This window comes from Clostridium sp. BNL1100 (genome assembly GCF_000244875.1).
In the GTDB taxonomy this organism is placed as follows: domain Bacteria; phylum Bacillota; class Clostridia; order Acetivibrionales; family DSM-1351; genus Ruminiclostridium.
The window spans coordinates 4,349,894-4,372,873 of sequence record NC_016791.1; the positions used below are offsets into that span (position 1 = coordinate 4,349,894).

Sequence of the window (22,980 nt, forward strand, 5' to 3'; positions counted from 1 at the left end):
CTGCCGTAAAACCTGTTTTCTTTTTGGCTTTAATGCAGCTATTTGATCTTAAAAATTATCAATTATTGTGTTACTGCAAACGCAGCAGCTATTGCAGCACCTAAACCTGAACCATCCTTTACAAGTCTTATTTCAATATTGGATGCGTCATCTCCAAGTGCATCTTTAAATGCCTCCTCCATAAGCTTCGGAGCGTTAGGCATTTTTTCATATATAGTTCCGTCTATTGCAATTACATGCTTATTATTTACCGAAGTACCGCTGTTTTCCTGATGGAAAAGGATTCCCATATGTGACACTGCTACAAGCCTAACAGTTCTTTTTAATATGGCCTCAGATACCTTCTTTATTACCTCAGCATCTTCTAATGTGCAATTATATTGTTCCTTTGTATTTGATGGATATAGAATAAAATTCTCAACCATTAATGCATTAAAGCTCTGGCTAAAAAATGCATCTGTATCGACACCTTCTGATGTAAATATTGCTTTGTTTTTATATAAATCCTGACAAACCTCTTTTAAAAGGCTTCCCATATAGTAACCTGAAACCATTTTTTCAAGCAGCTGCGCTCCCGGTATCTGACTATTTTTATCTATTATCTCATCGTACTTAGTTACAGGAAGTCCAACATTGTAGTTACCTGATTCCATGTTTACAATCATCTTCTGACCGTTAAGAGGATGATTGTTCTCCAGATAACATGTGTTATGGCCTGTCCCCATAATAGAGCCAATATCCGCTGCCTGATAACTGTACATGGCTACCAGCAAGGTACCTACAGTATCATTCAGTATTGCAACCGGCTTAACATTTATGTTTCTTGCCTTCAAAGCCTGTCCAAGCAGCTTATTTATATTCTGACCCTCAACCCCGGAGGTTGTTATTTCCTTTGTCCACTGGATAAGGTAAGCATCGTTTATTCCTTCCTGCCTGCAAGGGAATGAAAATGTGTTTCCGAGATACAAAGTTTCCCCCGGCTCAACCATTTTACCTATACATTCGGCCATATAACCAAAAAGCTGCTTTTCATCGGAATCTGACTTTGTAAGGTCATAATTTTTTTCCTTATTTATAAGCTTCTCTTTTATTTCAGAAACTTTTTCAAAATTTCCACTGCTTATCTTATACTTTGTACATCTAAAATTAGTGCCACCCATGTCTATGGTCATAAAAGTACCCTGTTCTTTTCCAGTAGGCTTTCCAATGTATGAAGGAAGCATTTTAAGACAGGTTTTTTCGCCTTTCAGGCTTTTTTCCATAGTTTCCTTAAACAGTGTTGCTATTCTCAGCATACTTTCTCTGTCAACCTCAAAATTATTAATAACATCTTTTATTATTTCAGAATTGAACCCCATTACGCACCTCTCAAATGTATAATTTTAAATATTAACCTGATTGTATTGTAACTTTTGTATGCGGTCAAGCTTGAATTACTCCATTTATAAATGACATTGCCTTTAGAAGTTCATCCGTTTTTTCATTTTGGTAAAATAATTCAAAGGTTTTCTTAGTACAGAACATATATTTCAGTACCATTCCCTTTTCCGTTGATTCAAGGGATACGCTTTTTACGGAATTCAAAGGTATAAATATCAAATCTCCACATATGTCCTTTTCGTCCATTGGTTCATACTTTTCCTTGAAAACTACTATCTCATTATTACTTACAATTGAGTAGTGCGTTTGAGTAATGATTTTCCTGAATATTGACCAGTATCTGTCATATACTCTCCTTTGATAGAGTTCCAATACAGATATCTGATTTTTAAATAATGCCTCGGTTGTCAAAACCTTGCCTACATATGCCGGTTCATGGCTGGTGTATTCACCCAATTTAACGGCATCGGCAGGGCCTCTCCCCTGTATAATAAACTCCCGCATTTCCTTTACCAATCGGTTCATAATTTCTTCTGCAAAAGAATCAAAGAATATTCTTTCCCTGCCTTCTTCCCTATAGTAAATATTAAGACAAACAGGCTTGGGAAGTCCTTCTATAACTATGTAATTAATTTCGTTATATTCAATAGTATATTTCGATATACTTCCGTTTACTTTTTTTAAAATGACAATTCTATTTTCGTATATTAATAAAAATTTTTCAAATGCATTATGCTTTTCGTTTGTAAGAGAGGAACACATTATTATATTGACAGGGCTGAGTTCAGCTTGCATCAGAATATTATAATATTCCTCGTATTCATTTTTAAGAAGTTCTATATCATTCTCAATAAAGTCTTTTGCATTTGACCCATCGGTATAAAACATATCTTCACTCCTTTTACAGCTGGGATTAAAAAATTCCCCGTAAGTATAATTGTACAAAATTATATAATATTTGTAAAACAAAAAAATATGTCTGTTATTTTTCCTTTACGTATTTAATAAGCCCCTCTGTAATACCTGCTACCATTTTGTTCTGATAATCATCTGTATTAAGACGCTTATCTTCCTCCGGGTTAGTCATAAATCCCATTTCAAGAAGAATTACAGGTACCCTTGACCAATTAAACCCTGTCAATTCTGATGTCTCTTGGATACCTCTTGATTTGGCTTTTGTGTGTTCTATTACACCTGCTAGAACAAGTTCCCCTGCTTTTCTGCTATTTTTCAGAAGTTCTTTATCCTTTATATACTTATTTCCGGGTATCATCATCAGTACTCCGGACACACTGCTGTCATTTGTGCCGTTCCCATGTATACGTATGGTAAGATCCACTTTAGAGGAATTCCAGAATTTTGCCCGTTCTACATTTGTGAGCCCGCATACTTCAGTTTCCCTAACCATAATTACTTTTGCACCATTTTGTTTCAACGATTCTCTAAGCTTTTTAGCTACCGTAAGATTAAGACTTGCTTCCGATATCCCTGTAGCTACGCCCATTGTACCGCTTGCATTTGCTGCTTTTTGAATTTCAGCGTTGGGAGCTATAGGCTCAGTTTCCTTATTTGAACCTGTGGTTTTGCCATGCCCCGGATCTATGCACACAGTAAGGTCTTTAAGTGGAGTACTGCTAACAGTCTGAACCTCTTTACCTACTTGATGTGAAAAATCCCGATTTATGTCAACATGATTGGCAACCCCATATCCTAAAATTATAGAAACGGCTAGGGCTATTACGTATATTTTTATATTTCTCATCATATAAACTCCCTGTTATTTTTTTAGTATAATAGTAGTTTTTGTATTTTTATCTAATTTTATTATAAAAAAGATATTACAATCATTATATTTTATAAGTTAACCCAGTGATTGTTTTCATTTTCACGTTAAACAAAGAGCCAATCACAATAGTGATTAGCTCTTTGTCTTTATAATATAAAGTTATATTTGATTTGCTAACAATTTACTCTGTCTTAAATTTAGAAATCTGGCTTCTTAAATTAACTGACAGATCATTAAGAGTCTTAGCATGGTTTGCCAGATCCTCCGCCGATGCCATCTGCTCTTGTGTGCTGGCTGATATTTCTTCGGTGGTAGCTGCTGATTCCTCAGCCACAGCTGAAATGTTCTCCATGGATTCCATTACTTTTTCTTTCGAAACCATTATATTCTCAACTGATTTTTCAGTTCTTTCAATATTTTCAATAACTTCATCCATAGCACTAAATACAGTTTTGAACAATTCCTGAGTATTATTTACTGCATTTATCTGCTCACTCACAACCTCATTTGATTTAAGAACTTCCTGTACAGTATCATTTGTTTTTTGTTCAATATCGGCAATAATACTGTTAATACTTCCGGTAAACTCTTTTGACTGGTCAGCAAGCTTTTTAACTTCGTTTGCTACAACCGCAAAGCCCTTTCCTGCCTCGCCTGCACGTGCGGCTTCAATAGCAGCATTAAGTGATAAAAGGTTCGTTTGCTCGGATATATTCACCATCATTTTAAGTATTTTTTGTATTTCCTTCATGCTGGAACTTAAATCATTAATATTTTCAGAAACTTTAGCTGTAGTATTGCTTACCTGGCTCGACTTAGTATTAAGTTCCTTGATAGTTGCACTTGCTGTTTTGTTCAACCCGCTGATTTCACGTGCAATTGATGTAACCTTGGACACATCCTCTTCAACATATACAATACCTTGAGCCAGTTTGTCCATATGGCTTACACTTTCATTTATCTCTTCTGCCTGATCTGTAGAACCCTTTGCAATCTGTTCTATTGTAAGAGCTACCTGTTCCGAAGAACTATAGGCTGCTTCAGAGGCAGTTGCTATCTTCTGTGCAGAATTAAGCACACCTTGCGAAGAACCTCTTACACTTGCTACCAGCTTGTTTATATTGGTTATCATTTCATTAAAGTTATGACACACATCTGAAATTTCGTCGTTTTCATTGTCATTTATAGTACCGGTTAAATCGCCTTCTTTTGCCCTTTTCATTGCAGCTGTTACCTTTTCCAACGGTGTTGAAACACTTCTGGCAATTACAATACATAGGAGTATAGCTATGAGGAAGCAAATAATTCCGATTATAATTGTCTTAGTTCTAAGGCTGTTTGCTTCTTTGTTTAAATATGAATAAGGTACAACTGAAGCAAGATACCAGTCTTTATTGCCTATCTTCGTATATGTAATCAAACTTTTACTTCCGCCAACCTTCAAATCAATATGTCCTGACTTTACATCACCCTTTATAGCCTTAGTGATGTTAGTAGCCAGATTTTTGGAGTCATCATTCGACTTATTTACGGGATACATGTCTTCCATTCTTGAGGATACGATTTTACCGTTTGAGTCTACAACTAAAATCGGAAAACCCTTACCCTTATCATCTTTTCCCGTCTCCATATCTTCATAGCTGTCTGCAAGGAAATTTACTTTAGGTATTAAAACAATTTTAGCAATATCTTTACCAAAAGTAGTTGATTTAACATTGCTGATAACTCCTGTATATGAGCCGTTATTAACTTCAATATCTGCCCACTTCATCTTGTTTTCAGCCAGTTTAATTGCCTTTTCCTTGTTGACTTCTAGACTGTTGCTTGTGTATACCTGCGCTCGCCCAAAGTTGTTTCCGTACATAACAGTACAGTTTAGTATACCACCTGCTACTGTGAACTTATTTGTCAGGATTGTCTGAAGTTCTCTTTCCTTGGTCATCTCTTCAAATTGATCCCCTGTCCCATATGTATTCAGTATGTTTTGTACTGAGGTATTCATACCAATATCGTTAATATAACTTTCTATATTTTTTATTTGGCTGCTAAGTACTACACCAGTTTGTTTAATTGTCTCTAAAGAATATGTTTTTACATTAGTGTCAATTGTATTGGTTGAGCTCGTATAAGAAAATATACCTGTAACCAAAAGCATAATCATCAGAAGTAAATTGAAAGACATTATTAATCTATTCTTAATCTTGAACCTTCTCAGGAAGACAGATTTCCCGGAAAACGTGTTACCTACAGCTCCCTTGGTTTTACCTGCTTTACCTACCGGCTTTTTCTCTAGCAATTTCTTTACAGTTGATATCACAGCCGATACAGCCGAAGAAAAGAATAATGTGATTTTCTTACCGATACCGTTCATTTTCATATGCTTACCTCCACAATTTAAACTTGTATTATAACAATTTAAGTCTTCTACAATTACTTTGTCTCTGGTACCATAATTACATAATATGACCTGTGGAACATTAGCAGAGTATTCAAAAAAGCCAAAAATATCAGAATACTCATTAATTTTTACAATTCTATCATACTTCACCAAAGGTATTTTATCAAGTACTTTAGTCATATATTAACAAATCCAGAGAATTTGTCAGATTGTTTTTTTGTCTAAATATACTAAATTATTTATTTTTTTATAATTTATGGTAACATTATAGGTAAACATGCGGAATTATCTTCCAATTATAAGATGTTATTCAGTTTTAAACTGTACTCCCCAAGAAGAAAATACTCCGGATCTTTTATTCCCAGTCTCAATACATCCCCATTCGGTTCATCCAAACTATAATCTATTGACTGTGGAATTCCTTCTTTAAGGTTTGTAGAGTATCCTCCGCCCTGCTCCATACCGAGAATATTCACTCTTCTGAATTGTGCATTGAACATTACCATGTTTTTATCCTCGTTTTCAAATTTAAAATATATTCTCAAAGCTCCGTTAGGGTTTCCATTTTTTATCCTTTCAACATCGCTTATAACCATAGTTGAATTCTTGAATTTTACCTTTTTATTTATTGTGACCCGTTTCCCCTCTTCCGGTATTTTTAAAGTGACTTTTTTCATTTTTTCCTGACTCTTTACAATTAAATAAGGTATTTTGAGTGTTAGGTTTTTTTCTTGAGGCAATACATTAAAATAAAATTTGTTATTGACGCCCATAAAGCCCTCAGGTATTGTGTATGAGTGACTTGTTTTATCTGTTTCAAGTGTCAGCTCCTTTTTTTCATAGCCGAAATCATATTCCTTGGTGAAAGAGGTTATTGTTAGGCCGCTTTTATTAACAGGGTACAGTTCTACAAGCAGTTTATTGTCTTGGCGACTGGATACTGCTGTTATGGATATATTGTTTTTGGTATCTGTTGGCCCTATCTCTTCCAAAGAGTCATAGCCCTCCGGAACTTTTAGTCTGAACTCTACTGAAAGGTTATATTTGTTATAGTTAAATCTATAGACATCTCTTGTACTTAAATTATCCTGTTCAATTTGGTAAGCTGCCGAAATATATTCTACTTTTCCGCCACTTCCAATACTACATCCGGAAGGACGATACTCCTTTCCGTTTACAGCCATAACTAAATTGTTCTTATCATGCTGTATATTGTTTTCAATATTTGATAAGTTCTTTTCCTCATGGAAACTCTTCAATTTAATGAGACAATTTAAAGTAAGATTATTCTTCGTTGCAATTACACTGTTTATTGTAAGAATTGCCTGACTGTTTTCGGAACTTATATTGCGTCCGTCTATGATATATTGAATACTTTGATTGTCTTCCATAATCCCGTATCCCGGTATAAATCCAAACAGCCTCCCCATAGCACTTACGACATTGTCAAAACCTATTGAAAATATTGAAACTACAATTATTATTATTGCTGCCGCTATGGCTGACAATCCTCTGGTCACAAAAGTTTTCCGCCTCATAATTCCTGCTTTTGAGTAAGTGGATTTCTTAATCCTTTTAATGCTATTGGAATCAAGTTTAAATTTTAGCTCCTTTTCAAGGAGCTTGTCTGTTTCCTTTATGTCAAGTAAATCCAATGTGTGTGATATTTTTTTATCCATTCATTTTCCCTCCATTTCTTGGGGCTTTTCCATATTGCCCACTATTGCCCTTAGCTTCGACAGCCCTCTTGACAGCCTTTTGTCTATTGTATTTTGTTTAATTCCCATCAGCTCGGATATTTTCTTGGAGTTCTGACCAAGGTAGTATTTACGGATAAATATTTCACTATCAGGTTCACCCAAGGCCTTTATAGCCTGTATAAGCATATCCTTGGTCTCGGTGTCCACTTCATCTTCAACATTGAAAAGTTGGTTCACAGCACAGTCTTCCAATTCTTGTGTTTCCAGAGAAATCAGATTTGTCACATGCTTCGAGTTTTTTCTAAACAAATCTATCGCCCTGCGTTTAGATAGAACAGCAATATAAGCCTTCAGCGTCCCTTTTGAGAGGTCTATTACACTTCTGTTTTTATATACCTCATAGAAAACTGAGCTGACACACTCTTCTATATCCTCTACCGAAAAGTATTGATTCAGCTTGTTATAAATTATTGTATACACTAGGCCTGAATAAGTATTAATAAGCTTTTCCAGACCTTTTTCGGGTTTATTATTTAATAAATCCAGTATTTTTTTATCCAAATCTTGTACCTTCCCTTCAAAATTCAAACCGGTTCATTTATTAGTTCGTAGATACTAAAAAAAATCTGACAATAAACATTAAAAATTATTCTAAAAATAAAAAAAGCAGCCCTATTCGAGCTGCTTCGCCTCTTAGATAGCATTTTTCTATAAATCACCCTTATTTAATTCTTCGATTGATTTATATATGCTTTGCATTTTAAGATCAGTTTTTGCTATGGTATCTGCACATTCCTGAAGTTCCTGTGCAACAGAGTGCGGTACGGTATCATTGGTTTTGTATCTCAGCTGATGCTCCAGACTTGCCCAGAAATCCATGGCCATTGTCCTTATCTGTATTTCTACAGGTACTACTTCCTTCCTGTCCGAGAAGAAAACGGGTACGGACACAACCAAATGCAAGCTGCGGTAGCCATTCTCTTTGGGGTTCTGTATATAGTCTGTTATACGCAGCAGAACAATATCGTCCTGCTGTGTAAGCATTTTCGCTATCATGTATATATCATCAATGTAATAACACACTACCCTGATTCCGGCTATATCATGAAGGTTTGTTTTAGCCGATTCAAGACTTATATCGTTATCTCTTCTGCTTAACTTTTCAAAGATGCTTTTTATGGATTTAATACGGCTTTGCATATGATGTATAGGGTTTCTTTTATGTATAACCTGAAACTCATCATCCAAAATTTCTAATTTTGTACTTACCTCACGTATCGCTGATTGATACAAATGCTGCATCTCGAAAAAGCTGTTTTTAAGGCTGTTAATATCTTCTCCCGTAAATAATTGCTCCATACCGTTTAAGGAGCTGATAGTTGCGGTTTTTTTCATTATCATGCTTAATTGTACTCTCCTTTGTATTCGATAGGTTAGTTACCTATACCATCCGTACATTGTTTGGACAAAAAGTGCATCCACTTATATTATATCGGTACAAAGTTAAATATGTATGAAAAAAATATGAATATTTTAAATAAACTACATGTTTTTCCACGCAGGAAGTTTCTTCATCATTGCTTCTGCGGCAGAACCGGCAGCTTTTTTATCTAATCCCTGTGTTTTTATTATAAAATTCGTCAAGGAATCCAATTTTTCCTGGTATGACTGCATTGTGCCGTCAGGTCGTGCGCAAAATTTGCAGTAATCTTTTGACTCATCACCTGATGCGTAATCAGAAACTTCTTGCATAGGCATTCCGCATGCTATACATTTTTTCATTTTAAATCATCCTCTCTTTTATTTGTTGTAATTTACCATGTTGAGGTAAAATTCAATCATTTTTTCACCACAAGTCTTTAAAACAGAATCCTCCGGTGCAAATAAGTCACTGTTGGCGATATAGTAGTGAACAAGCCCAATCCATCCGTTAAAAACCATATCTTCAGGAAGTTTTTTCATGACCCCTGCCTCAACTTCCTTTTGAATCGTCTGACTAAGGTGAAAGGATACTGTTGACTGAAGCATTAAAAAAGTATCCCTTGCCTCTTTCGGAAGCAATCTGTTTTCTATTACCAGTCTTGTATAAAATGGCTCAAATTCCGTCAGTACTTCTATATGAGCTTTAAGAGCCAAGTTAAAACCTTTTTGACCACCTGCAACCTCGTGGAGACGAGTGTTAATTCTTTCTCCAACATCTTCTATGACCGCAGTCAGGAGCTCTTCCTGAGTATGAAAGTGTGCAAATATTGTTCCATGAGACACACCTGCTTCTCCGGCAACGTCTGCGGTACGAGTGGTTGTCAGACCATTTATGGCAAACTGTTTGACTGCTGCTTCAATAATCTTCTTTCTTGTTGAATTTTTTTGTAGCTGTCTCTTATTTTCTTTCACTTAATCACTTCCGGTTATTTTATTGACTTGCTACTCATTGACTACTCACTCATTATAACTCTTTAGAGAATGTATTGTCAATATCTCCGCAATATTCTCTTGTTATAACTGGAAAGGTATGTTTATTGCACTGTTTGAGCATTTTCAGGTATAATTTATGTATACTTAATTTCAATCTTTTTTATATTCAGAAATATTTGCAAGTCATAATTTTAATCACTTTATAATAAATTTATCTGATATTGGTCGAGATATAGTGGGAGATATCCATGAAAATTTTTGTAAAAGCATGCATTATAATTGTATTAATAGCTTTTGTTGTAGTTTTGGTTGCCGGTTTCTATTTTTATGATCTTTCCGTTGCCCGTACTAAAAAAGCATTTCTTGCTGAAGACGTAGCCCTTAAAAAGTCCGTTATGGTAAACAGCGAAATTGAACTAAAAAAAACGTCATCAGAATTCACAGATGACGTTGATTGGTTGAGCAGCCAGGCCTATGAGACAGTTGATATTGTATCTTACGACGGGTTGAACCTAAAGGGATATTATCTTAGCGCTGAATCTCCATCTATGAATACAGTTATATTGTCTCACGGTTATTCCTCAAAAGGTCTGTGGATGGGCTTATATGCCAAGCTGTATAATATGTTTGGTTATAACGTTCTTATGCCTGACAACAGAGGGCATGGCAGCAGCGAAGGCAATTACATTGGGTTTGGCTGGATGGACAGGAACGATTATTTAAAATGGATTGATTTCGTTATTAAAAAATCAGGCCCTGATACCAAGATAGTTCTTCATGGAGTTTCCATGGGAGGAGCAACGGTTCTCATGACCGGCGGAGAAAACCTCCCCTCCAATGTAAAGGCTATTGTTTCTGACTGTGCTTATACGTCGGTAAAGGATGAACTCTCATATCAAATGTCAAGAATGTATCACCTTCCTTCTTTTCCTCTGCTTAATGCCACAAGTATTATTACCAAAATAAAGGCAGGGTTTACCTTTGAGGAAGCATCAGCTCTTAAACAGGTTAAAAAAAGTAAGACCCCTACACTTTTTATTCATGGCGGTAATGACGAATTCGTTCCTACCAGTATGGTAAACAAGTTGTTTGAGGCATGCAGCAGTGAAAAAGAACTTTTTATCGTTCCCGGTGCAGGCCACGGAGCTGCATTAAATGCAGACCCCGATGGTTACATTGCAAAGGTAAAGGACTTTACCGAAAAATATATTAATAAATAAATTAAGCATGATAATACGCCTTTAGGGTACTGCCATTTCAAATGCTACACAGAAGTTTGGGAGGGGCTTTCCGCTGTTATATCCCACAAGTGGGTCTGAATCCCGGAGAAGTCCCCACCTGCATGTTCCTCCTGTTCTGTTTGTTCCGGCTGTGAAAGCATACCCGACCTTAACTCCGGTTGACGGCACATCTCCATCACAGGTTATTTTCACTGAATCACCTATTATTGCAACTGATTGTATGGTTATTCTCTTACTTTGTGTGTATACTTCAAAGCCTTTTCCGTTTTTCCATTCTGCTAGGGTGCTTTGATTTGGTTCAGGTAGAGAAGTATCCCAAACCAAAGGCCCGGCAGGCACATGGAACCTCACCGTTATAACATTTCCGCTTCTTTCTACTACTGTTGGCTGTAAAGGCTGCCAGTCATGCCCAAGGACGACCCTTTCGTAATAAACCTTGGCAAACTGCTCTCCTAACTGCTGATATCCGCTTGCTGTCAAATGCACACCATCGGCGGCATATTGTCTTTGATAGTTTGGCCCCACGCAAACCATATCCCCGGGGTAATCTAAGCCAGCCTTCCATTGCACCAGTGTAGATGTAGCAGTTCCCGTACTCCCGCATGAATTCTGCTGAACAATGAACATGGGTATATTCTGGGTTTGTCCGGTAATAGCCTTAATATCCTGATTGTAGTCTGCCCATAATGTGTGCAGCTGATTTTCATAGTTTGTGTTGCCTGCATCCCTTTCACCATGGGTCATTATAACAGCACCTACTCCATAGGTTTTACCCGCCTGTTGTGCAAGGCGTTTTATTGCTTTGACTTCAAATAAAGTGGCTGCATATGCACGTCCTGAATAAGTTGTTTCGGGTGCACCCTTACTGAGGGCATCGATCCCCTGCCCTGTTTCGCCAACCGCAGTATGTACAGAAACATAGTCTTTTCCCGAAGCATTTCTGACCAGAGATGTTATTTGGTTAGCCATTGCTGAATGTGGAGTTTCTCCAAATATGTTCCCCGGATAAGCACCTCCATAGTAATAGCCGTATTCCCTTACGGGTTCAATCAGAGGAATCATCTTAAACAGGCTATTATTGGGTTCAAATGGCGGAACCATAACCTTTTCCAATGAAAGTTTCAGATTGCTAAAGGGCTGTTGGGTTGTAACCGGAGGGTTCCCTTCAGCACCAACCGCAAGGCTTTGTCCGGTACCAATAATCCCGGCCCAGTCCCAAGGGATTTTTACATTGCTTATAGATTCCGCAGGAAATTTGTTAATAATTCCAAGTAAATAGCTTTTCAACAAAGCATAATCCAGAACATCAACAACCCCGTCCCCGTTTAAATCGGCATACTTAAAGCGATTATCTCCCGGGAAACCCCTGTCGTTATCCAATAAATAAATTTTAAATGCTGCGAAGTCAAGTCCGTCAACACTGCCATCACTGTTCAAATCCCCGTAAATATCCGTTGATACAGCGGCATTGGAAAGGGAAATATTACTTGTGATCGAGCAGATAAAAGCGAGAATTGTTAAAAAGACAAGAACCTTTTGACTTGTTTTTTTCATATATCCACGTCCTTTTTGCAATTTTGTTAATTCTTTGTTGTGTATACATTAATTGTATTTACTTACATATTCTATTTTTAGTGCAATAAATCCTCCAAAGCAATTATCTACCTATAATTTAAAGTTGTTTATTTATTGAATTACAGCTATGTGTGTGGTATGCTATTTACAAATAAATGATTGGAGTTGAAAAGATGAAGTAATATTTCTTGCTGATTTTAAACATAACTAAACAATAATTTTTATGGGAGTAATCCCTTGTTTTGTTGTGTACGCAAGAAAGTTACTTATTCTTTTTGGCTCATTCGGCATAATCCTTTGTTCCCTGTCTCCGGTAGACGGGGCCTTGCTGTATTTATATGAGCTGCGGAAAAATTAACTTTCTTGCAGCTCATATTTTTTTGTACAGGAGGGTATTTTATGTCTTTAATTAACGTTACAAATCTGACTTTTGCCTATGACGGCAGTTATGATAATATATTTGAAAATGTAAGCTTCCAGATAGATACTGATTGGAAGCTGGGCTTTACAGGGAGGAATGGCAGGGGAAAAACTACATTCCTCAATCTCCTGCTGGGCAAGTATGAATACAGCGGTAGTATTTCGTCAAAAGTTCCCTTTGAATATTTCCCTTATGAGGTAAAAAATAAAGAAAACAATACCATAGATATTATTGAAGAAGTTTTTCCCAATTATGTTCTGTGGGAGGTTATGCGTGAGCTGTCCTTATTGGAGGTTGACGACGATGTTTTATACAGGCCTTTTGATACTTTGTCCAACGGAGAGCAGACAAAGGTTTTGCTTGCAGCACTTTTTCTGAAAGAGAACAGTTTTTTGCTTATTGATGAACCTACAAATCATTTGGATATAAATGCAAGAAAAGTTGTCAGCGATTATATCAGTACAAAGCATGGATTTATCTTGGTTTCCCATGACAGGGCTTTTTTAGATAATTGTGTTGATCATATTCTTTCTATTAATAAAACTAATATTGAAATACAGAAAGGAAATTTTTCTTCCTGGTGGGAAAATAAAGAGATGCAGGATAGCTATGAACGTGCGGAAAACGACAAGCTCAAAAAGGATATCAAAAGACTTTCCGAAGCGGCAAAACGGACATCTGACTGGTCAGATAAAACTGAGAAATCCAAGATTGGCAATCACGCACCTGACAGAGGTTTCATAGGTCATAAGGCTGCAAAAATGATGAGCCGTTCAAAAGCTATACAAGCAAGACAGCAGTCGGCAATTGAGGATAAATCCAATCTTCTCAAGAACATAGAAAGCTCTGAAAAGCTTAAAATTGCACAACTGAATTTTCATACAGACAGACTTGTTGAGTTGGAAAATGTCTCTATCTTCTATGGTGATAAAACAGCTTGTGATAACGTGACCTTCACCATAGAACAAGGGGACAGGATAGCCCTGATGGGTAAAAACGGTTCGGGCAAGTCAAGTATAATAAAGCTTATTTGCGGTGAGGATATTAATTATTCCGGGACTATCAGGAAGTCAAACCAGTTGAAGATTTCCTATGTATCCCAGAATACCACCCAACTTTGCGGAAATCTAAGTGACTATGCCAGGGCTAACGAAATTGACGAGAGCCTTTTCAAGGCTATTTTAAGGAAGCTTGATTTTTCCAGAGTACAGTTTGAGAAAGATATTTCTGATTTCAGCGGAGGACAAAAGAAAAAGGTATTGATTGCTAAAAGCCTTTGTGATAAAGCCCACCTGCATATATGGGACGAACCGCTGAATTTTATTGACGTAATTTCACGTATGCAGATTGAAGAACTGCTATTGGAACATCAGCCGACTATTCTCTTTGTAGAACATGATATTGAGTTTTGTAATAACATTGCCACTAAGATTGTCCAGCTGTAAGTTATGCTAAAAAACCGGGAAGGGTTTCTCTTCCCGGTTTTTTACCGTTTATATGAAAACTGTTACGGCAATACTGAATACAAGGAGAAAAGATATATGAATCAAGATTTTTCACCTGTAATATGGCCGGAAGAAAAAGTACCGGAACAAGCAACCAACTGTCAAAAATGTGAATTACACTGTCAGAGGTCCCGCATTATATGGGGAGAAGGCAACCCCAAAGCTCCAATACTAGTATTGCTGGATAACCCGGGAGCCCGTGAGGATAAATCCGGTATTGAATTTGTCTGTGGCACCAGACAAACCCTTCAACGTGCAGTTTTTGAAACCGGCCTTCAAATGAAGGATTTATATGTAACATATGTTTTGAAATGCCGTCCTTTACGTCGCTATGACAAAGAAACGGCAAGAAGTGCTTGCCTGGAATATCTTGTGGAACAAATTGACCGACAGAAGCCAATGTTTGTATTCTGCCTTGGCAATATAGCTGCCCAGTGGTTTTTTGGGGAAAAGGATGCAGAGGTCAAAAACCTTAGAGGTGCATGGCATTCCGTGAGAGGATATACCACAACCACTACCTATCATCCTCTTGCCGTCAGAAGACGCCCCAACCTATACTCTACCTTTCTTTGTGATTGGAAGATGCTGGCGGAGCGTTATTTTAAAGAGATACATTGAATAAATTAGCTTTCATCAAGCCTCTACGAATTTGAGGCCCTGCAAAAGCAGCTATCAGAACTTTTACCATATCTCCCGGAATAAAAGGAATCACACCTGCCGAGAATGCTGCTCCCAAAGACATATGTGCCTGATATGCCAGCCATACAGTACCGAACAAATAGCAAACTGCTGTACCCACCACCATTCCTATTAAAGACAAGTACCATTTATTCCAAAACCTGTCTATAAACCAACCTCCAATTATTGCCATGAAAATAAAGCCTATGATATAGCCTCCCGTTGGGCCAACGAGTTTTGACAGACCTCCTGAAAAACCTGAAAACACTGGAATACCTACCAATCCTATCAGCATATAAACTATGTAGCTGAGAGTTCCTTTTCTCATACCAAGGGTATAAAGTGCAAAGTATATTGCAAGATTTGTAAAGGAAATAGGCACTACACCTATCGGTATGGATAATGGCCCTAAAATACAGATTACAGCCGTTATAACACCTATAATTGCAATTTGACGTATGTTCATATTGTTTTTCATAGCTCTCCTCCGAAACTCTTTATGTATATTATATTTATTACCACGTAATATGAGTATATATTTAAGAGAGGCTATTGTCAACCAAAACATTTGTTTAGGTTGACAATAGCCTCTCTTTCATTAACCAAAGAGCTATATTTTCTTAAAATAAAACAGATATTTTTTCAAAAACCGGAACTTTGGGCAAGTCACCTGAAACAGGTCTGAAAAATACCTCATATCTGTTTTTTGCAGGCTCAAAAACCATTATTTGTTGAGTACTTGTGTTATACAAATCTCCTTCTATTTGAGGCCCCGGTTCCTCACCTTGATAATATGATGCTACAGCTTTCATGTTATCAAATGTAACCTTTTCACCTTGTTCCTTTAGTACTTTTTTCATACCGTAAAACCTATTGGTGTTAGAAGGGTTATCAGAGTGGTTATCTAAATTTCCCTTTAAAATAAATGAATTTACACAACCTATTGCGTTCTTGATATCCCATGAAATACCATCATTTAATCCTGACTTTTCAGCCCTGACCTCTCTAAGGCTGTTTTCTTTTCCGCTTATATTATTTTCCAATACCCTAGTTACTTCGGCATCACTTAAAAATATTAAATGACCATATGTATAATTTCTAACAGGAGATTTAAGATAAGCTGCAACCCCATTGAGTGTTGTATAATTTTCAAGTGCATGTCTTAAGTCAAAGGGATATGATCGTTTTTCTTGGGAGGTATAAGGTTCTCCTGTATGTGAGTCCAGAATTGCACCAAATACCTTATTATCATTGAATGCCGATATACATCCCATATATCCCAAATACCCTATAGTACAGATAGACTTTTTAGAATTTTTATATGTAACGACTGATTGGATCCGTGCCAGTTGATTTTCAGACCCTGCATGCCAATCCAATATTCTCATGCTTATATTGTCCTTGTTTTCAGATTTGTCTCCATATACTCCTGCCGCACAGCACTGTGAAGGCCTGACTACATCGGGACATAAATTCATTAAAAATATCTCTTCTGTTGAGAGTTTGCCATCCCCTCTTACATTATCATTCTTCCCGGTGAAATTTGATGCAATTCCCTTTATTTCATCAACATAGTCTTTATCTACTTGAGGTATAATGTCATTTACCCTTTGCAGCATTAAGCTGTATACTTCATCATTTGAGGTAATTTCCGCCAAGTATGAGTCTACAAGGGCTTCATATTGCGGAACTGATTTTAGAATTTGGGAACCGTATTCCTTTCCGATTTTTTCATGAGATTTTTCACCTTTAAAATTTAGTATTACTTCATAGTGTGAACCCTTGTCAGTGATAGTAACTCTTTGGGTAGTTTCTGCTGCGTTTATTGTAATGGCACCCAAATTTAAGCCCGTTACCAAAACAATAACAGACAATAGATATAATAGTTTTTTTCGCATACTTTCCTCCTCGTGTAACCATTTTTGTAATATTATAACATGTATTTGGTACTTCTTGCTTTTTTTCCGTGATTCATATAATATTATTATATGAATGATTGTTCATATATTCAATTATAGGAGGGTTTTAGTATGCAGATAACTGATTTTATTTCTTTGATGTTGTTTTTTATTTTTGGATTAAGCTATATTTTAAAGCTTGTAATATTAAATAAAAACAACAGAATTAAAGCAAATGTACTTGCTAAAGGCAATAAAGAATTTTCAATTTACTCTACGGAACTGTTTGTTAGGACTTCGAGTATGTTGTGGCTGCTGACCTGGATATCTGAAATTGTATTTCATAATAAGATTTCTCATATTGCAGGCAATATCTTCAAAAGTATGTTTATTACATATACAGGTATCCTTATAACCGCTTTAGGTGCAGGCGTTTTTATTTTGGCAGTGGTTTTTATGAAAACTTCATGGAGAGTAGGCATAGACAAAAATACGCAAACAGCTCTTATTACAAACGGCATTTACAAATTCAGCAGAAATCCTGCTTTTGTTGGCTTCAATCTAATGTTTTTAGGTGTTTTCCTTACTTATTCCAACATTATAACCTTGGGCATATGGTTTATTAATATGATTGCTTTTCATTTACTTATTCTGCAAGAAGAACAGCACCTGTCTACTGTGTTTGGAAAGGAATATGAAAAATACAAAAGTAATGTTCCAAGGTACTTTTTAAAGTTCAATTATTTAGTTTATAAAGTTAAAGAATCTTGTAGAAAATGAAGGATTTTAGGATAATTTGTCGAATAATAAACAATGTAAATCTTAAAGCTACTCTTCTACTTTAATAATTTGTTCCTTAAAATTCAAATAAACTAGGTAAGTACACGGCAATAGCAGATAATACGATGTTATGAATTCAATTGCTTCTACTATGTAATTGTTCGGTAAAGCTGTACCAGGATAATGTACTGCCGATAATCAAATTAATACTTTGCTTATCCGGTGTAAATTATACAATATTCTTCAATTAACAGGAGGTAACAAATGCGTATCAAAGGTGCAATTAAATTCAGGGGGTTGAGTTGGAAGATATTCATGGTATCTGTGCTGTGTATGTTAATACCTATGCTGATAAGTTTGTTTATAGCCAGTTATTTTTCCGAAAAGTATTTAGGTAACTCGGCCAGTAATTCGTTATTAAATATTGCTGTTGAAAAGACAAACCAAATAGAATTGGCCTTGTCTGACCTGGAGAAGCAGGCCCAGTCAATTGCAATTCAACCTAGTATAGTTGATCCTCTAACCGAGGCCGCTATCAATTCCACTAATCCAATCGGAACAGATGTGGAGAAGATTTCAAAGAATTTGCAGAATAATTTTAATCTGTCAAACGGGCTTTTTGAAAATATATTCTTAATGTACAAAAACAAAGATATAGCTGACGGTATCGGTGGCAAATCTGTCGGTTGGGAAAATGAAACAATGGGAAGTACGGATAAGTTGCTGATACGAGAAGCTAAAGCATCACCTACTACCGGACGTCCTGTTATTACAATAGTTACCCCTGTAAAAAACAATGAAAAACACCTCGGTACAATAGCAATGGCAATAGAATTGAACAATGTATCTAAAAATATAATTGATAGTAATTCTTCTAAGAATGATTTTAAAACACTAATTTTAAATTCAGAAGGACTTGTTATTTCATCAATAGATCAAAAACAAGTTTTATCTTTAAACTTTCAGGATAAAGCTGTAGGACTGCAAGATTTTTATAATACAATTAAATCTAATAAATCAGGTATCGGTAATTTTACCCTCGATGGAAATAAATATATTGCAGCCTACAGCAACAGTGACAAGTATGGTATGTACATATTGACTTACAAGCCGGTTTCAGCACATATGGAAATGATAGATAATCTGAAATTAATATTATTTGGGGTTATTCTAATAAGCATTATACTGGCACCAATTATTATTTATTTATTAACCAGAAAAATGACAAAACCTATACTTGCAGCTGCCAACCAAGCAGAACGTTTGGCAAATGGAGATTTAACGGTTTATATTCCGGAAGCTTCTCTGAAAAGGAAGGATGAGCTTGGTATGCTGGCGAATTCTTTTTCTGCTATGATTAAGAATTTTAAAACAATAATTACTCAGATAAACGAAACGTCTGACAAAGTGGCTGCATCCAGTCAGGAATTGTATGCATCCGGTGAGCAGGTTGGTACTGCGGCTGAGGATGTAGGCAACACAATTCTTGGTATTTCCACCGGTGCGGAAGAACAATCCGCCAATATTGATTCGGCATTGTCAAACCTGAAAAATTTAATCAACCATATCAATGAAGTAAATACAAGTACTCATAATATGCAAAAAACTACTGTGCATATGATAGATGATATTACAAGAGGAAGCAAGACGGCTAGTGAATCCATTAATAGCATCAATAACCTAAAAGCTGATACAGAAGGTGTTTCAAAGGTTATTTTCAATTTGGGGAACACTTCTAATCAAATAGGACAGATTATTGAATTAATCACCGGCATAGCTGAACAGACCAACTTACTTGCTTTAAATGCAGCTATTGAGGCGGCAAGAGCAGGAGAAGCCGGTAGAGGCTTTAGTGTGGTGGCAGATGAAATCAGGAAACTGGCCGAAGAATCTGCTGACGCCAGCGGCAGGATAGCAAAGTTAATTGTAGAAGTAAGAAGTGGAGTTGACACAGCCGTTACTAAGATGGATAGCAGTATAAAATCCGTAAATTCAAGTGTAAAAGCCATCCAGGAAAATGGTGATACTTTCTCCGTAATTTTTGGACAAGCAGAACAACTAAAGGATATCGTAGCTAATGTAACTGAAAGTGTAAAAATAATGACCGAAAGCAGCCATGACTTTGAGCATACAATGCAGCAAATAAATGAGACAAGCCATGAGTTTGCCGCTAATGCCGAAGGGGTATCGGCAGCTAGTGAAGAACAAATTGCTTTAACAGAAGAAATAGTCTCTTCTTCAAAAGCAATGGCGGAAATGTCTGAAGAACTATCGGGCCTTATCAAAAATTTCAAACTATAAAACCTTATAATAAAGGCTATAGGCAGTTTGCCTATAGCCTTTTGTTTTATATTATGACAAATCCTACTGCGATTGATGCGACATTGGCAATAAAGGTGTAAGCTGCAATTTGTCTTTTTTCTGCTTTACCGAACAGTTTAACATAAATTAAATACTCTGCTAAAAATACCAGAATCTCTCCTATAAGCAAGATTACAAGATAGCCTGTATTAAAAGGCATTTTATGTAAAATTGGATAATTAAATATCATTCCAAAGGTAAGAAAAGTCTGAGTTATGATATTTACTCCCGCAATAATCAATAATCTCTTGGCTTTATTATAGAAGAACGGAATAGCCAAAAATATCTCTATTATCAAGGTTAATAGGAGCCTTATTAAATAGTCTTTGAAAAACTTTTTATCTAATTTTATACCGTTTTTAAGTATGTTTCCACTTATAGACAATACCTGATTGGTCTTCATGTCATATTTTACGTGGGCATTGAAGTACCCATTCCGGATAATATCCGATACCTGTATTGACCCATCAGACTTCTGGATTATTATTTTGAATTTTTGTGGAACGCCAACATAACCAAAGGAATGTCTCATTGTAAGGACTTTCCCGTTTTTATCTTTTTCTACAGGGTCTCCCGTAAGTTTTCCGTTCAGAACCCAAGTTCTCATATGTATAGCCTTCCAGCCATCCTTGTTATATTTATAGATTGGCTGGTCATGCATATTGTCGTACTCTTGGTTGCCATCCGTTGCATCAAAGTATCCATACTCACCTTCCTTGCCAAGAAGGTCCAGATAGTAGCTAGTATCCTGAGGATTTAAAACTGTTATCTCCAGTGTAGGCTTTGGCCCGGAATCTGCATTGACTGTACTATAACTTAATATGAATATAACAAACATTAGAAGTAGTATAATGTGCTTTCTCATTTTTACCATTATGCTTTACCTCAATTTTTCGCTTTATTATATTTACCATTATAATACATATTACTCATTAACAACCATGCTAAAATTCATCTTATAAACTTGTTGCAAAATTCTCCCATAATAGATATAATCTTTTTAGGGAAAATTAAATAGTTGCCGTGATTTCTAAGTGTTGGAGCACTTAGAAACTCATGCAGGTGTCAACACCACCCACACGTATGGACGAAAGTCCACCACAGCAACCAGTTTTTATTATACTTGGTTTTGTTTCTTTTTGCAATCAAACAAGTGCGTGTAGGGTCACACCTATCCGCACTTTTTAATTTTCCCTCCATTTTTTCTTTGGAGGGAAATTATATGTGTTTTAAGAATAACGTTGGTTTTAAGGACAGGGAAACTTTCATTCTATCTTGTATGGATAGCCGAATTGATAAGTTGAGCGACGAATTCATTAATTCCGCTTCATATTTGGAGTTTTCCGCTAAGTATCAAGACATCTTAAAGAAGTTGGCAAATTTATTGCCTTCTGAAACCTTTGCACTGGTTTTGGAGCTTGACAGCTTAAATGGAAAACTATCCTCCGACAATCAAACCTTCTTTTATAAGCAAGGATTTTTTGACTGTCGGATGGTTTTTAATTTTTTGAGGAGATGAAGTATCTCTTTATCAGCGTAATAAATCCTTCAGGCTAACTTATGCCTGTAGGATTTTCTAATGTTAAATCATTTTGTCTTAACCGGTATCCATATTTCACCTGTGCAATGTCCGCTCATACCATAATACATTTCAAAACTCGGTCCCTCAACCTGTTCATTGCCTTGCATTTCATGCACAGGAAAGTCAGATGTATGCTAATAGCTAAACTTTGGCCGTATGTGATGTCTGGCACCTCTTTTTTATTCGTAAAGACTCATTTAGATGCACCATATGATGACGGGTTACAGGCATTAATAAAATTCCTGCTACATTTTTCCTACCCCAAAAATCAATTAACCAATTAGCACCTTCAACGTCCAATACGGCACCTTCATCTATAACCCTCTTCAGTTTGTTCTTTTCTATTTTTCTTTTTAAATCTTCAGGTTTAAAGTCTCTTATAATCTCACGAGTCCTTTTTCCTACTGCAATTCTATATTTACGTAACTCATTCATATCAATATTAGTACTAAAGTGAACAATTTCTTCATTTGTCATAGCATTACCGGTATCACAAATTACATTATTCATTTTTTGAATCCATTGCCCTGAACTGATTACTTGAGCTCCGTCTGCCACCAATATATTCATTGTTATATCTTCTATTCTTGTTGAATGCCATATACACCATGCAATAGTATTATTTTCACTTGCCAACATAGTACGAAATGTTGATTCATCTAGTCCTTGCCACAATTCATCTTCAAATGTTGTAATATTTTTTTGTGACATATCAGAAGAGTGTACCATTTCATGTTGATTCAGACATAATTCAATTACCTCGTCAAATTTGTCTGGTTTTAAAATTATGCTTCTTAATAAATTCTGTTGAGATCCCCATGCTTTTTTATCCATTTTGACCACCTGATTACTTTTGTAATGGCTGCCCCAAGTTTACAATATATAAGGTTTAATTGGGGCTGATTATATGCGATTATCATACCATGAACAACTTAAATTTTCCATATAATATGAAAAGAGAGGAGAATAAAGGCTTCACCGGCTCAGCCCGGCAGAGCGTACACACATTAATGAATTGAGGTCAGTCCGAGTCGAGTCATAGCCCCAAAAAAGAAATACCTCCGACTTTGTCGAAGGTATTTCTTTTTGGAGCTCCCAATCGGAATCGGACCGATGACCTCATCCTTACCATGGATGCGCTCTGCCAACTGAGCTATGGGAGCATATATTGGAGCGGGTGATGGGAATCGAACCCACGCTGTCAGCTTGGGAAGCTGATGTTCTACCATTGAACTACACCCGCATACGTGCGGGACACTA

The 22,980-nt window shown here is 36.3% G+C and carries 20 protein-coding genes and 2 tRNA genes; 6 read left to right on the forward strand and 16 right to left on the reverse strand.

Translation table 11 applies throughout. The features are described from left to right. Positions 1-62: 62 nt before the first annotated feature. From CLO1100_RS18740 to CLO1100_RS18780, 9 genes are all read right to left on the reverse strand, one after another. Complete coding sequence (locus tag CLO1100_RS18740; protein WP_014315345.1) at positions 63-1,358, reverse strand: hexokinase; 1,296 nt, start codon at positions 1,356-1,358, stop codon at positions 63-65. A 64-nt stretch (positions 1,359-1,422) separates the two neighbouring features. Continuing rightward, positions 1,423-2,268, reverse strand: coding sequence for a hypothetical protein (locus CLO1100_RS18745; RefSeq protein WP_014315346.1), 846 nt, complete (start codon positions 2,266-2,268; stop codon positions 1,423-1,425). Positions 2,269-2,362: 94 nt separating this feature from the next. Continuing rightward, positions 2,363-3,145: an N-acetylmuramoyl-L-alanine amidase gene (locus CLO1100_RS18750; RefSeq protein ID WP_014315347.1), complete on the reverse strand. Its 783-nt coding sequence runs from the start codon at positions 3,143-3,145 to the stop codon at positions 2,363-2,365. Between the two features lie 202 nt (positions 3,146-3,347). Beyond that, the gene (locus tag CLO1100_RS18755; RefSeq protein WP_014315348.1) at positions 3,348-5,744 is read right to left on the reverse strand and encodes a methyl-accepting chemotaxis protein; all 2,397 of its coding nucleotides are present in this window, start codon (positions 5,742-5,744) and stop codon (positions 3,348-3,350) included. Between the two features lie 116 nt (positions 5,745-5,860). Beyond that, positions 5,861-7,243 (reverse strand): hypothetical protein, encoded by a 1,383-nt coding sequence (locus CLO1100_RS18760; protein WP_014315349.1) that lies wholly within the window; start codon positions 7,241-7,243, stop codon positions 5,861-5,863. Next, positions 7,244-7,825: a sigma-70 family RNA polymerase sigma factor gene (locus CLO1100_RS18765; RefSeq protein WP_014315350.1), complete on the reverse strand. Its 582-nt coding sequence runs from the start codon at positions 7,823-7,825 to the stop codon at positions 7,244-7,246. It lies immediately after the preceding gene. 147 nt (positions 7,826-7,972) lie between these two features. Next, positions 7,973-8,665 carry a GTP pyrophosphokinase family protein gene (locus CLO1100_RS18770; protein ID WP_014315351.1) on the reverse strand — a complete coding sequence of 231 codons (693 nt, stop codon included), beginning with the start codon at positions 8,663-8,665 and terminating at the stop codon, positions 7,973-7,975. Positions 8,666-8,806: 141 nt separating this feature from the next. Beyond that, positions 8,807-9,046, reverse strand: a complete 240-nt coding sequence (locus tag CLO1100_RS18775) for a zinc ribbon domain-containing protein (protein WP_014315352.1) — start codon at positions 9,044-9,046, stop codon at positions 8,807-8,809. An 18-nt stretch (positions 9,047-9,064) separates the two neighbouring features. Further along, positions 9,065-9,658 (reverse strand): TetR/AcrR family transcriptional regulator, encoded by a 594-nt coding sequence (locus tag CLO1100_RS18780; RefSeq protein ID WP_014315353.1) that lies wholly within the window; start codon positions 9,656-9,658, stop codon positions 9,065-9,067. 269 nt (positions 9,659-9,927) lie between these two features. On the opposite strand from CLO1100_RS18780, the gene CLO1100_RS18785 reads away from it, so the two are divergent. After that, entirely contained in the window at positions 9,928-10,899 is a 972-nt protein-coding gene (locus CLO1100_RS18785; protein WP_014315354.1) for an alpha/beta hydrolase, read from the forward strand. 21 nt (positions 10,900-10,920) lie between these two features. Here the strand turns inward: CLO1100_RS18785 and CLO1100_RS18790 are convergent, their stop codons facing one another. After that, on the reverse strand, positions 10,921-12,474 hold the full coding sequence (locus CLO1100_RS18790) for a dockerin type I repeat-containing protein (RefSeq protein ID WP_014315355.1): 1,554 nt from the start codon (positions 12,472-12,474) through the stop codon (positions 10,921-10,923). 420 nt (positions 12,475-12,894) lie between these two features. Between CLO1100_RS18790 and abc-f the strand changes: the two genes are divergently transcribed. Further along, on the forward strand, positions 12,895-14,361 hold the full coding sequence (gene abc-f / locus CLO1100_RS18795; RefSeq protein WP_014315356.1) for a ribosomal protection-like ABC-F family protein: 1,467 nt from the start codon (positions 12,895-12,897) through the stop codon (positions 14,359-14,361). A 96-nt stretch (positions 14,362-14,457) separates the two neighbouring features. Further along, positions 14,458-15,039, forward strand: coding sequence for a uracil-DNA glycosylase (locus CLO1100_RS18800; protein ID WP_014315357.1), 582 nt, complete (start codon positions 14,458-14,460; stop codon positions 15,037-15,039). Here CLO1100_RS18800 and CLO1100_RS18805 read toward each other — a convergent pair. Together CLO1100_RS18805 and CLO1100_RS18810 are read right to left on the reverse strand one after the other, a co-directional pair. Next, positions 15,023-15,577 carry a biotin transporter BioY gene (locus CLO1100_RS18805; RefSeq protein ID WP_014315358.1) on the reverse strand — a complete coding sequence of 185 codons (555 nt, stop codon included), beginning with the start codon at positions 15,575-15,577 and terminating at the stop codon, positions 15,023-15,025. The genes CLO1100_RS18800 and CLO1100_RS18805 overlap by 17 nt on opposite strands. Positions 15,578-15,719: 142 nt before the next feature. Beyond that, complete coding sequence (locus CLO1100_RS18810) at positions 15,720-16,997, reverse strand: C45 family peptidase (protein WP_014315359.1); 1,278 nt, start codon at positions 16,995-16,997, stop codon at positions 15,720-15,722. A gap of 132 nt (positions 16,998-17,129) precedes the next feature. Here CLO1100_RS18810 and CLO1100_RS18815 point away from each other — a divergent pair, with 132 nt between their 5' ends. Together CLO1100_RS18815 and CLO1100_RS18820 are read left to right on the forward strand one after the other, a co-directional pair. Further along, positions 17,130-17,777, forward strand: coding sequence for an isoprenylcysteine carboxylmethyltransferase family protein (locus tag CLO1100_RS18815; RefSeq protein WP_014315360.1), 648 nt, complete (start codon positions 17,130-17,132; stop codon positions 17,775-17,777). A 264-nt stretch (positions 17,778-18,041) separates the two neighbouring features. Continuing rightward, on the forward strand, positions 18,042-20,078 hold the full coding sequence (locus CLO1100_RS18820; protein WP_014315361.1) for a methyl-accepting chemotaxis protein: 2,037 nt from the start codon (positions 18,042-18,044) through the stop codon (positions 20,076-20,078). Between the two features lie 46 nt (positions 20,079-20,124). Here CLO1100_RS18820 and CLO1100_RS18825 read toward each other — a convergent pair whose 3' ends face one another. Continuing rightward, on the reverse strand, positions 20,125-21,012 hold the full coding sequence (locus CLO1100_RS18825; protein WP_014315362.1) for a hypothetical protein: 888 nt from the start codon (positions 21,010-21,012) through the stop codon (positions 20,125-20,127). Between the two features lie 348 nt (positions 21,013-21,360). On the opposite strand from CLO1100_RS18825, the gene CLO1100_RS18830 reads away from it, so the two are divergent. Next, positions 21,361-21,657, forward strand: a complete 297-nt coding sequence (locus CLO1100_RS18830; protein WP_014315363.1) for a hypothetical protein — start codon at positions 21,361-21,363, stop codon at positions 21,655-21,657. 204 nt (positions 21,658-21,861) lie between these two features. Here the strand turns inward: CLO1100_RS18830 and CLO1100_RS18835 are convergent, their stop codons facing one another. The 3 genes from CLO1100_RS18835 to CLO1100_RS18845 all read right to left on the reverse strand — a co-directional run bounded on the left by CLO1100_RS18835 (position 21,862) and on the right by CLO1100_RS18845 (position 22,963). Beyond that, complete coding sequence (locus CLO1100_RS18835) at positions 21,862-22,554, reverse strand: DinB family protein (RefSeq protein ID WP_014315364.1); 693 nt, start codon at positions 22,552-22,554, stop codon at positions 21,862-21,864. 253 nt (positions 22,555-22,807) lie between these two features. Beyond that, positions 22,808-22,883 (reverse strand) — tRNA-Thr (locus tag CLO1100_RS18840). A gap of 6 nt (positions 22,884-22,889) precedes the next feature. After that, positions 22,890-22,963: transfer RNA gene (locus CLO1100_RS18845), tRNA-Gly, on the reverse strand. Positions 22,964-22,980 lie beyond the last annotated feature (17 nt).

Excerpts from the sequence above, each read along its gene's own strand:
- CLO1100_RS18810 (WP_014315359.1), bottom strand. The coding sequence starts at position 16,997 with ATGCGAAAAAAACTATTATATCTATTGTCTGTTATTGTTTTGGTAACG.
- CLO1100_RS18755 (WP_014315348.1), bottom strand. The coding sequence starts at position 5,744 with ATGACTAAAGTACTTGATAAAATACCTTTGGTGAAGTATGATAGAATT.
- abc-f (WP_014315356.1), top strand. The coding sequence starts at position 12,895 with ATGTCTTTAATTAACGTTACAAATCTGACTTTTGCCTATGACGGCAGT.
- CLO1100_RS18825 (WP_014315362.1), bottom strand. The coding sequence starts at position 21,012 with ATGGTAAAAATGAGAAAGCACATTATACTACTTCTAATGTTTGTTATA.
- CLO1100_RS18830 (WP_014315363.1), top strand. The coding sequence starts at position 21,361 with ATGTGTTTTAAGAATAACGTTGGTTTTAAGGACAGGGAAACTTTCATT.
- CLO1100_RS18800 (WP_014315357.1), top strand. The coding sequence starts at position 14,458 with ATGAATCAAGATTTTTCACCTGTAATATGGCCGGAAGAAAAAGTACCG.
- CLO1100_RS18775 (WP_014315352.1), bottom strand. The coding sequence starts at position 9,046 with ATGAAAAAATGTATAGCATGCGGAATGCCTATGCAAGAAGTTTCTGAT.
- CLO1100_RS18770 (WP_014315351.1), bottom strand. The coding sequence starts at position 8,665 with ATGATAATGAAAAAAACCGCAACTATCAGCTCCTTAAACGGTATGGAG.
- CLO1100_RS18760 (WP_014315349.1), bottom strand. The coding sequence starts at position 7,243 with ATGGATAAAAAAATATCACACACATTGGATTTACTTGACATAAAGGAA.
- CLO1100_RS18820 (WP_014315361.1), top strand. The coding sequence starts at position 18,042 with ATGCGTATCAAAGGTGCAATTAAATTCAGGGGGTTGAGTTGGAAGATA.
- CLO1100_RS18790 (WP_014315355.1), bottom strand. The coding sequence starts at position 12,474 with ATGAAAAAAACAAGTCAAAAGGTTCTTGTCTTTTTAACAATTCTCGCT.
- CLO1100_RS18745 (WP_014315346.1), bottom strand. The coding sequence starts at position 2,268 with ATGTTTTATACCGATGGGTCAAATGCAAAAGACTTTATTGAGAATGAT.
- CLO1100_RS18750 (WP_014315347.1), bottom strand. The coding sequence starts at position 3,145 with ATGATGAGAAATATAAAAATATACGTAATAGCCCTAGCCGTTTCTATA.
- CLO1100_RS18785 (WP_014315354.1), top strand. The coding sequence starts at position 9,928 with ATGAAAATTTTTGTAAAAGCATGCATTATAATTGTATTAATAGCTTTT.
- CLO1100_RS18740 (WP_014315345.1), bottom strand. The coding sequence starts at position 1,358 with ATGGGGTTCAATTCTGAAATAATAAAAGATGTTATTAATAATTTTGAG.
- CLO1100_RS18815 (WP_014315360.1), top strand. The coding sequence starts at position 17,130 with ATGCAGATAACTGATTTTATTTCTTTGATGTTGTTTTTTATTTTTGGA.
- CLO1100_RS18835 (WP_014315364.1), bottom strand. The coding sequence starts at position 22,554 with ATGGATAAAAAAGCATGGGGATCTCAACAGAATTTATTAAGAAGCATA.
- CLO1100_RS18805 (WP_014315358.1), bottom strand. The coding sequence starts at position 15,577 with ATGAAAAACAATATGAACATACGTCAAATTGCAATTATAGGTGTTATA.